We start from the raw sequence: 10,452 nt of genomic DNA on the forward strand, positions 1-10,452 counted from the left end.
CAGGTCTGGGCATCGACGCCTGTGGTCATCAGCTTAGAAGTTGTCGCGATGACGGGATACTTGCTTTCCGGGAAGATGAAGTTATCCAACTCCATCTTGCCTTCTTCGTTATCGCCGGTGATGCGCACGACATAGCGGTGGTTCTGCACCACCAGGTCGGCGTTTTCGTTGACCAGCGCCTGGCGCATGCGTTCGGCATGGTCGATGTTGTCGCAGAAGACGATGGTCTTGTCGAAGCGGTTGCTGGCTTTCAGGTATTCGCTGATCTTGCGCGCCACCACTTGCGTGCGCTGTTCCAGCACCAGCGTCTTGTCAAAATCACGCTGGTTGTAGATACGGTCTTCGATCTCGTTACCGTGCTTGTCGAGCATGCCCTTGTCGGGACGCCAGCCGGTCAGGTCTTTGTCCAGGTCGATGCGCACTACCTTGTAGGGTGCGAGAAAGCCATCGTCGATGCCCTGGCGTAGCGAGTAGGTGTAGATGGGCTCGCCGAAGTAGTCGATGTTGGATACGTCCTTGGTTTCCTTGGGCGTGGCGGTCAGGCCGATCTGTGTGGCGGAATGGAAATACGCCAGGATCTCGCGCCAGGCCGAATCTTCGGCGGCGCTGCCCCGGTGGCATTCGTCGATCACGATCAGATCGAAGAATTCCGGGCTGAACTGCTTGTAGATGTTCCGTTCTTCTTCGTTACCGGTGACGGCCTGGTAAAGCGACAGGTAGATCTCATACGACTTGTTGGCCTGCCGCTTCTGGATCTTGGTCATCGCCGCGCCGAACGGCTTGAAGTCGTTGGTCATGGTCTGATCGACCAGGATGTTGCGGTCCGCCAGGAACAGGATGCGTTTCTTGGCACGCGACTTCCACAACCGCCAGATGATCTGGAAGGCGGTATACGTCTTGCCTGTGCCCGTGGCCATCACCAGCAGAATGCGCTTCTGCTCTTTGGCTATCGCCTCAATGGTCTTATTGATGGCGAGCAATTGGTAGTAGCGAGGCGTCTTGTTGCTGCCGTCGCTGTAGTAGTCCTGGGCCACCAGGGCCTGTTGCTGCGTGCTCAGGCCCTGATGCTCTGCCCACCATTGCCACAGCGTATCGGCACTGGGGAACTCGTCCAGGCTCAGTTCGCGCTCGATAACACCGTCCTTGGCGATCTTGTTGTGGAACAGGAAGCCATCTCCATTGCTGCTAAATACGAAAGGCACTTGCAGCATTTCGGCATAACCGAGGGCCTGTTGCATGCCCGAGCCGATGGCATGCTTGTTGTCCTTGGCTTCGATGACGGCAATGGGCAGGTTGGGCTTGTGGAACAGCACATAGTCGGCGCGCTTGTGCTGACCACGTGTGTGCAGTTTGCCGCGCACGATGATGCGCCCCTTGGTCAGCAGGAACTCTTCTCGCACCTGGGTCAGGACGTCCCATCCGGCCTTTTCTAACGCTGGCGTGATGAACTTGGTGCAGATGTCACGCTCGCTGAGCGTCTGCTTATTCATAGGATGTAGTTCCTTCCACGCTGCTTTTCCCCATTATTCCTGCCTGTCGTTCGGTGCTCGACGCGCGATCTTGTAGCTGTGTAGCGACGTCATCCACTTCGTCCATGACACTCAATCCAACACAACCAGAAATTCGGTTGCTAACGCAGTCGGCTGAACATCGCGAACATTGCGTTGCAGTGAAACCAGTCCGTAATCGGCCATCGTCTTCAGAGTGCGAGACAGGTTTGGCACCTTGCGGCCGCTGAGTTCAGCCAGCTCCGTCAAAGACTTCGGCTGCTTGTTATGAATCAGGTGCAGCAGACGGCGGTTGTCATCCGATAGCACGGCGGCCAGCGACGCCAAGGATGGGAACCAGATGCTGGGAACCTCGCCGCCATGCTGGGGTGGGCGATCCAGTTGCCGAACACCGACAATGCAGCGTTTCATGCGCATGATCCAAAGACACGTTGACTTACAATGATATCACTCACTGATAAGCATTGCCGAACAACCAGGGGAGCCTTGATACGGCGACACAAAATGGGGTAATCCAATAAAAATTACCTCAATACCCCAAAGTGACTACCCCATTCCCTGCGCCCATCCTTCTGCAAAGGCAAGGGAACGGCACCCAAGGGACAACGGCCCTACCCAGAAAAGGAAAAGGCCGCCTACCCTTGTGCTCACTCACTCTGTAACAACCAGCCAACTCTTCCCTATGCCGTGCCGCTACCCTCCGCAGCACTCAAGTAGTCCGCCCAGCCCTGCAACAGCGTCCTTCTCTGATCTAGCAGCAGTGCCTTGTTGTACGTCGCCCGCACCTTGTTGCTCTCCACATGAGCAAGCTGCCGCTCGATTGCATCAGGCCGGAATCCGTTCTCGTTGGCCCAGGTTGAAAAGGTCGTCCGCCAGCAATGCGGCGTCGTACCCCGGCCCAGGTTCATGTCGCGCATCGCGTAAGTCAGCCGGTTAGGCGTAGTAAAGCCCTTGCCGCTCCGGTGTGGGAACAGATAGCGTCCACCACCCGTGATGCACTGCAAATCCTTCAGCACGGCAATAGCCTGCGCCGACAACGGGCTGACATGGTCACGTCGCGCTTTCATCTTCGCCGCAGGCCGACGCCACAAGGCATCCTCAAAGTCGAACTCGTCCCACTCGGCATCCGCCGCCTCCCCTGGACGGCAGGCGGTCAGCGCAATCAGCCGCAGGCACAACGAGGTTTCCGGATAGCCCCGGTAGCCGCGCAACTCCTGATAGAACTTCTGGATTTGCTCTCGCGTCATCGCGGCCTTGCTCTCGCTGAACGGCACGCGCAGCAGCCCGCGAAGACTGGGAATAGGATTGGCCTCGACCAGACCCCGCACCACCGCGAACTCGAAGATGGCCGCAAGATCGCCTTTGACGTGAATGGCTGCCCACGCACCGTGTGACTTGCACTCCTCCAGCAGCGGGCGAATCTGCTTCACGCCAATGTCGCTCATTGGCATCCCATCGAACTTGGGCGACAGGTACTTCCTGATGCGGGATTCTTTCGTGCGGTAGGAACTGAGCGCAAAGACTGGCTTGATCTCCGCCAGGTACGCTTTCGCCACCTTGGCGAACGAGCTTTCACGAGCGCGCTTGCGTTCTTCCAGCGCTTCGAGGTTGCGCCGCTTGACCTGCTGCCGCTCATGCGCAGGATGAATGCCTTGCTTGACCAGGGCACGCGCCTTCTCTCGGGCCGCACGTGCATCCGCAAGACTTACTTGAGGAAAGCCGCCAATGGCAAAGAGGTTCTCCTTGCCTTGCAGGCGGTACTTCCACCGCCAGAGCTTGCTGCCGGTGGGCTTGACCAGCAGGAACAAGCCCCCGCCGTCTGAAAGTTTCCAGTCTCGATCAGTCGATTTGGCCGACCTAACCTTGAGGTCGGTGAGTAGATTCGGGCATCGTTGGACTCCACTGCGGGGAGATGTACCCCCACGGTTGAACACGAGTACCCCCAACGCTACCCCCGAATTTTCTGGACCTCGATGAACAATAGGAACGCTCAGCAGACCGTATTGTTTATGCAACCCATTGATTTGAAATGGGTCAACCTATCCACCAAGCGCTACTGAGCGCCACCGAGATCCAGCAAAAATCGTCAGACGTTGAAGCGGAAGTGCATCACGTCGCCGTCCTTGACGATGTAGTCCTTGCCTTCCAGGCGCCATTTGCCGGCTTCCTTGGCGCCGTTCTCGCCCTTGTAGGCGATGAAGTCGTCATAGGCGACGACCTCGGCGCGGATGAAGCCTTTCTCGAAGTCGGTGTGGATGACCGCGGCGGCCTGCGGTGCGGTGGCGCCGACCTTGACGGTCCAGGCGCGGACTTCCTTCACCCCGGCGGTGAAGTAGGTCTGCAGGTTGAGCAACTGATAGCCGGCGCGGATCACGCGGTTCAGGCCCGGCTCGTCCATGCCCATGGTCTCGAGGAACATCTGCATCTCTTCCAGATCGTCCAGCTCGGCGATCTCGGCCTCGATCTTGTTGCACACCGGCACCACGATGGCGCCTTCTTCCTCGGCGATGGCCTTGACCACGTCCAGGTGCGGGTTGTTCTCGAAGCCGTCCTCGGCCACGTTGGCGATGTACATCACCGGCTTGGTGGTCAGCAGGTGGAAGGTGCGGGCCAGGCGCTTCTCGTCGTCGCTGAAGTTCTTCAGCAGGCTGCGCGCCGGCTTGCCTTCGGTGAGGTGCGGGATGAGCTTTTCCAGCAGCGCCTTCTGCGCCACCGCTTCCTTGTCGCCGCCCTTGGCGGTGCGGGCAACGCGCTGCAGCTGCTTCTCGCAGCTGTCGAGGTCGGCCATGATCAGCTCGAGATCGATGATCTCGATGTCACGCTTGGGGTCGACGCTGTTGGCGACGTGGATGACGTTTTCGTCTTCGAAGCAGCGCACCACGTGGGCGATGGCGTCGGTCTCGCGGATGTTGGCGAGGAACTTGTTGCCCAGGCCTTCACCCTTGGAGGCGCCGGCGACCAGGCCGGCGATGTCGACGAACTCCATGGTGGTGGGGATCACCCGCTCAGGCTTGACGATGGCCGCCAGCGCATCGAGACGCGGATCGGGCATCGGCACGATGCCGCTGTTCGGCTCGATGGTGCAGAAGGGAAAGTTCTCCGCAGCGATGCCGGACTTGGTGAGGGCGTTGAACAGGGTGGACTTGCCGACATTGGGCAGGCCGACGATGCCGCAGTTGAATCCCATGATGTGTTGCCTCGGAGTTAGGTTCAGGCCTTCTGGCTATGCAGTCGCTGCATCGCCCGGGTCCAGTCGCCGGTCAGTATCTCCGGCGTGACGTCCAGCGCAAAGCCGATGGCCGTGTCGAGCAGCTCGCGTTCGGCCTGGGGCGCACGGCCCAATACATAGCCGGACACCAGGCTCGCATGGCCGGGATGACCGATGCCAAGGCGCAGACGGTGGAAGCTGTTCTGATTGCCGAGCCTGGCGATGATGTCGCGCAGGCCGTTGTGACCACCGTGCCCGCCGCCCTGTTTGAGCTTGGCGACGCCCGGTGGCATGTCGAGTTCGTCGTGGGCCACGAGGATGGCCTCGGGAGGTATCCGGAAGAAGCCCGCCAGTGCCGCCACGGCTTGGCCGCTGCGGTTCATGAATGTGGTGGGGATCAGCAGCCGGACATCTTCGCCCTGATGACGGAATTTACCGACCAGGCCGAAGTACTTGCGATCGACGCTGAGGCTGGCGCCCTGCTGGGCAGCCAGTCGCTCAACGAAAAGGGCCCCCGCGTTATGCCGGGTCTGGTCGTATTCGGGGCCTGGATTACCCAGGCCAACGATCAGTTGTACGGCGGTCACGTCGGGGGCCCTTTCCTCAGGCTGAAACGAGTGGATTACTCGGCAGCGCCTTCTTCTTTCGGTGCATCTTCCTTGCTCACGCGCGGCGCGTGGACGTTGGCAACCGGCAGGTCGCTGCCGTGGGCCAGCGATACCAGCTCAACGCCCTTCGGCAGCTTGATATCGGTCATGTGCACGACCTGGCCGACTTCGACGTTGGCCATGTCGACTTCGATGAATTCCGGCAGGTCTTGCGGCAGGCAGGAAACTTCGACTTCGTTGATGTTGTGCAGCACTTCGCCGCCTTGCTGCTTCACGCCCACGGACGTTTCCTGGTTGATGAAGTGCAGCGGAACGGTAGCGGTCAGCTTGTGGCCTTCGACGACGCGCACGAAGTCGGCGTGCAGCACGAAGCTCTTGGCCGGATGACGCTGCAGGGCCTTGATCAGCACGGGCTCGGCAGTGCCGTCGACGTTCAGGCTGATCACGTGGCTGAAGGAAGCCTCGGTCTCGAGCAGCTTGGCCAGTTCCTTGGCCAGGATGGCGATGGACTGGGGAGCCTTGTCACCGCCGTAGATGACGGCCGGGACGAGGCTGGCGTTACGACGCAGGCGGCGGCTCGCACCTTTCCCCAGGTCGGAACGCGCTTGGGCATTCAGGGTGAAATCGGTCATTGCGTTTCTCCAAAATAACAACAACGCCCGCAGCGCTTGCGACCAGCGCTCGGGCGGTTGGGCAAAAAGCCCCGCACGGTGGCGGGGCGTATGTCGTCGACGTGATGGCTAGGGCACGTGGCCTTAGCGGAACATCGCGCTGATCGATTCTTCGTTGCTGATGCGGCGAACCGCTTCAGCTACCACTGGCGCGATGTCCAGCTGGCGGATACGGGTACAGGACTGTGCGGCGGCCGAAAGCGGGATGGTGTTGGTCACCACCAGTTCGTCGAGGACCGAGTTCTCGATGTTCTCGATAGCACGTCCCGACAGCACCGGGTGCGTGCAATAGGCGTAGACCTTTGCCGCGCCGTGTTCCTTCAGCGCCTTGGCCGCGTGGCCGAGGGTACCGGCGGTGTCGACCATGTCATCGACCAGGACGCAGGTACGGCCTTCGACATCACCGATGATGTGCATCACTTCCGACTGGTTGGCCTTTGGCCGACGCTTGTCGATGATCGCGAGATCAACGCCGAGCGCCTTGGCCACGGCACGCGCACGCACCACGCCACCGATATCGGGGGAGACGATCATCAGGTTGTCGAAGCGCTGGTCTTCGATGTCGTCCACGAGAACCGGCGAGCCATAGATGTTATCGACGGGAATGTCGAAGAAACCCTGGATCTGGTCGGCATGGAGGTCGACGGTGAGTACGCGGTCGACACCCACCACGGTCAGCATGTCGGCGACGACTTTCGCGCTGATCGCCACGCGAGCGGAGCGCGGGCGGCGATCCTGGCGGGCGTAACCGAAGTAGGGGAGTACCGCTGTGATACGGGTAGCTGAAGAACGGCGGAAGGCGTCGGCCATCACTACCAGTTCCATCAGGTTATCGTTGGTCGGTGCGCACGTAGGCTGGATAAGGAATACATCCTTGCCGCGAACGTTTTCGTTGATTTCAACGCTGATCTCGCCGTCGGAGAATTTTCCGACCGAGGCGTCACCGAGAGGGATATGCAGCTGACGTACGACACGCCGGGCCAGATCGGGGTTGGCATTCCCCGTGAAGACCATCATCTTGGACACGCGCAGTACCTGCCGGCTGAGGGTGGACCTGATGAAAGAAAATGGCAGGGGCGGCTGGATTCGAACCAACGCATGGCAGGATCAAAACCTGCTGCCTTACCGCTTGGCGACGCCCCTGTATCGTGTAGATGCCGTTTGGCATCCGGTGTCTCAGGACAGATTCTCCAGCTTCCGATGCAACATCGAGATGTTGCTACCCTTGGCTACAAAACCTGGCAGGGTGGCTGGAAGTTGGGCCGCGACTTTAACAGCTTCGGCTTCATTGGGGAAGGCCCCAAATACACAACCACCAGTGCCGGTCAATCTAGCTGAAACGAATTTGTTTAGCAAGATCAAAGCGTTACGTACTTCGTTGTAACGCTTCTCGACAACCGGCTGACAGTCATTCCGACCGCCCCGCTCGAGAACGGTGCGCACTTTAATGGGAGGGGTATCGCGTGTCAACTCCGGATCGGAGAAAATTTCTGCTGTGCTGACAAAGACTTGCGGAACCACGACGAGATACCAGGGTTCGTCGGGTTCGACGAAGGTCAGGCGCTCGCCGACGCCTTCGGCAAATGCGGCTCGCCCGCGGACGAACACCGGAACGTCCGCGCCCAGGCGCAGGCCTAGCGCGGCCAGCCGTTCGGGGTCCATGCCCAGCTGCCAGAGGCGGTCCAGTCCCAGCAGCGTCGTGGCTGCGTCGGAGCTGCCGCCGCCGAGCCCGCCGCCCATGGGCAGGCGTTTGTCCAGGCGGATGTCGGCCCCGTGGGTCGTGCCGCTTTCCTGCTGCAGCAGGCGGGCCGCCCGGACGATCAGGTTGTCGTCGTGGTCGACGCCGGCCAGCTCGCCATGCAGGCGAACCTGGCCATCGTCGCGCCGGGAGAAATGCAACTCGTCGCCATAATCGACGAACTGGAACAGCGTCTGCAGCTCGTGATAGCCGTCGTCGCGCCGGCCGACGATATGCAGCATCAGGTTGAGCTTGGCGGGTGCGGGCAGGGAAAGCGTCGGCATCAGCGGCCCAGCTCGCGAGGCTGCCAGTCCTTGATCACCAGCGTTACCTGCAGGTCATGGCCCTGCAGGCGGATGCGTTCAGGCAGCGGATAACCATCCTGTTCCAGATAGCTCAGGTATTCGACCTGCCAGCCGTCCTGTTCCAGGCGTGCGAGTCGGCCCTCGCCGTCCAGGGCGATACGGCTGCGGCTGTCAGGTGCCGGCAGGCCGCGTATCCACCAGAGCAGGTGCGAGACCGGCAGCCGCCAGCCGAGCTGGGCTTCGAGCAGCGCCTCGGGCGAGTCGGCTTCGAAGCGTCCCTGGCCGGCTACCTCCAGGGATACGGCGTCGGGACGCCCGGTCAGGCGGGTTGCGCCGCGTCCGAGCGGGCCCGAGATACGGATGTCGAAATAGCCCTGGCGCTGCAGCCAGAAGAGGGTCCCGCTGCCCGAGTCCTGCGATGCCCGAATGCCCACCTTGCCGCTGATCTGCCAGCCGTCGAGCGCGGCGATCCTGCTCTTGTGGTCGTTCCAGGCCGCCACGCTGCCGGGGCCCTCCACCGATTCGCGAGGCGTGACGCCGGCGCAGCCAGCGAGAAGGGCGATCAGTCCGATGGTCAGGTAGTTGCGCAGAAGGGTCATCTGTCAGGGTTTCTCCGAGCCGGTCAGGCGCTGCAGCGTATCGCGCAGGATGTCGCTGTCGGGTTGCTGTTTCAGGGCGTCGGCCCACACGCGACGAGCCTCGCGCTGCTTGCCCTGGGCCCAGAGCACTTCGCCCAGGTGCGCGGCCACTTCGTGATCGGGGTACAGCGACAGCGCCTGGCGCAGCAGGCGCTCGGCCTCGGCGTAGTTGCCCAGGCGATAATTCACCCAGCCGAGGCTGTCGAGGATGGCGGGGTCATCGGGCTTGAGCGCCAGTGCCTGTTCGATGAGGGTCTTGGCTTCGGCGTGACGGTCGGTGCGGTCGGTCAGCGTATAGCCCAGCGCGTTGAGCGCGGTGGCGTTCTCCGGGTCGCGCTCGATGATGAAGCGCAGGTCCTTTTCCAGGCCAGCCAGGTCGCCGCGCTTCTCGGCCAGCATGGCGCGGGTATAGAGCAGGTTCAGGTCGTCGGGAAACTCCCTGACCGCCTCGCTCATCAGTTGCCAGGCCTGGTCGTGGCGCTTGGCCTCGGACAGGGCTTCCATTTCGATCAGATACAGCTGGATGGCGTAGTCGGGTTGCGCACTGCGGGCTTCGGCCAGCAGTTGCGTGGCTTGCGCCTCGCGACCGTTCTGGAACAGCAGCTGGGTCTGGAGCAGCTTCGCGGGCAGGTAGTCGTTGCCCGGCCCGACTTCGGCGAAGGCGGCAAGCGCCTCGTCGGTCTCGCCCAGTGCCTGGCGGGCGCGGCCGAGATTGAAGTAGGCCGCGTCCACATGGCTGCCGCGCATGATCAGCTCTTCCAGGTAGACGATCGCCTCGCGCCAGGCTTCGGCTTCGAGGCAGACCAGGGCCATGGAAAAGCGCAGGTCGTCGTCGCCCGGGTATTGCTGGACCAGGGTGGCGAATTCGCCCATCGCCTGGTCGAGACGCTCGTGTTCGACCAGCATGCGCGCGTAGGTCAGGCGCAGGCGCTTGTCTTCCGGATGCTGGCGCAGGCTGCGCTCGAGCAGCGGCAGGGCTTCCTTGCCGCGACCCAGCGCATGCAGCAGCCTGGCGCGCAGCAGGATCGACGGCACTTGCTGCTTGTCGGCCTGCTGCGATTCGAGCAACTGGAGCGCCTCTTCGGTTTTGCCGTCCTGCTGCAGCAATACCGCCTTGCCGAACAGCAGTTGCGGGTTGCCGGGATTGCGAACCAGCAGCCGGTCGAAGCTCTGCAGCAGCCCGGCGCGGGTGTCCGGGTCGGTCTCGGCGGCCGAAAGCGCGAGGAAGTCGAAATGCGTGTCGCCCTGTCCCTGGAGGACCTTCTCCATGAATTCCAGCGACTCTTCATAGCGGCCCGCGCGTGCCAGCTGCACCGCGGCGGCGCGCTGGGCATCAAGGCTGTCGGTGTTGCGGGCCCAGATCAGCGCCGTGTCGAGCGCCGCCTGTTCGGCGCCGAGGTACTCGGCGATGCGAAAGCCTCGCTCGGCCACACCGGGGTCCTGGGTGGCGTTGGCCTGCTGGACGTAGTTGCCCAGGGCGATGTCGAAGCGGTTGCGCTGCCCGGCGAGTTCGGCCACCAGCAGCGCATAGAGCGATTCACGGGTGAAGGTGCCGTAGTGAGCGGGCTCGACCTTGGGCGATTCGAGTGCGGCGTCCTCGACCGGGGCGGTGCTTTCGGAGGCGGGCGGCGCGAAGGTCTGGCAGCCACCGAGAAGCAGCATGGCGGTAAGGGCGAGGTGTTTGTTCATAGGTTCGAATACGGCTGGTCTGCGTTCGCGGCATCATGACACAAGCCTTGGGGCAAGCCCATGGGCGGCCTGGCACGGGTGGGTCGG

At 62.0% G+C, this 10,452-nt stretch carries 9 protein-coding genes, 1 tRNA gene and 1 pseudogene; all 11 read right to left on the reverse strand.

Annotation, left to right across the window (positions count from 1 at the left end; translation table 11 throughout):
• On the reverse strand, positions 1-1,490 hold a 1,490-nt coding region (gene hsdR, locus DN824_RS22105), incomplete at its 3' end, for an EcoAI/FtnUII family type I restriction enzme subunit R (protein WP_138410475.1).
• A gap of 111 nt (positions 1,491-1,601) precedes the next feature.
• Positions 1,602-1,954 (reverse strand): annotated as a pseudogene (locus DN824_RS22110) (HVO_A0114 family putative DNA-binding protein).
• A 234-nt stretch (positions 1,955-2,188) separates the two neighbouring features.
• The gene (locus DN824_RS22115) at positions 2,189-3,442 is read right to left on the reverse strand and encodes a tyrosine-type recombinase/integrase (protein ID WP_138410477.1); all 1,254 of its coding nucleotides are present in this window, start codon (positions 3,440-3,442) and stop codon (positions 2,189-2,191) included.
• Between the two features lie 152 nt (positions 3,443-3,594).
• A complete protein-coding gene (ychF, locus tag DN824_RS22120; protein WP_138410478.1) occupies positions 3,595-4,695 on the reverse strand; it encodes a redox-regulated ATPase YchF in 1,101 nt (366 codons plus the stop codon).
• A gap of 23 nt (positions 4,696-4,718) precedes the next feature.
• On the reverse strand, positions 4,719-5,303 hold the full coding sequence (gene pth / locus DN824_RS22125) for an aminoacyl-tRNA hydrolase (protein ID WP_138410479.1): 585 nt from the start codon (positions 5,301-5,303) through the stop codon (positions 4,719-4,721).
• Between the two features lie 35 nt (positions 5,304-5,338).
• Positions 5,339-5,956, reverse strand: coding sequence for a 50S ribosomal protein L25/general stress protein Ctc (locus DN824_RS22130; RefSeq protein ID WP_138410480.1), 618 nt, complete (start codon positions 5,954-5,956; stop codon positions 5,339-5,341).
• Positions 5,957-6,079: 123 nt separating this feature from the next.
• Complete coding sequence (locus DN824_RS22135; RefSeq protein WP_138410481.1) at positions 6,080-7,021, reverse strand: ribose-phosphate pyrophosphokinase; 942 nt, start codon at positions 7,019-7,021, stop codon at positions 6,080-6,082.
• A gap of 42 nt (positions 7,022-7,063) precedes the next feature.
• A tRNA-Gln gene (locus tag DN824_RS22140) sits at positions 7,064-7,138 on the reverse strand.
• 33 nt (positions 7,139-7,171) lie between these two features.
• Positions 7,172-8,017 carry a 4-(cytidine 5'-diphospho)-2-C-methyl-D-erythritol kinase gene (ispE, locus tag DN824_RS22145; protein ID WP_414718426.1) on the reverse strand — a complete coding sequence of 282 codons (846 nt, stop codon included), beginning with the start codon at positions 8,015-8,017 and terminating at the stop codon, positions 7,172-7,174.
• Complete coding sequence (gene lolB / locus DN824_RS22150; RefSeq protein ID WP_138410483.1) at positions 8,017-8,637, reverse strand: lipoprotein insertase outer membrane protein LolB; 621 nt, start codon at positions 8,635-8,637, stop codon at positions 8,017-8,019. Before lolB ends, ispE begins: the two co-directional genes overlap by 1 nt.
• A gap of 3 nt (positions 8,638-8,640) precedes the next feature.
• On the reverse strand, positions 8,641-10,365 hold the full coding sequence (locus DN824_RS22155; RefSeq protein WP_138410484.1) for a tetratricopeptide repeat protein: 1,725 nt from the start codon (positions 10,363-10,365) through the stop codon (positions 8,641-8,643).
• Positions 10,366-10,452 lie beyond the last annotated feature (87 nt).

The sequence above is a fragment of the Stutzerimonas nosocomialis genome, assembly GCF_005876855.1.
Lineage (GTDB): Bacteria > Pseudomonadota > Gammaproteobacteria > Pseudomonadales > Pseudomonadaceae > Stutzerimonas > Stutzerimonas nosocomialis.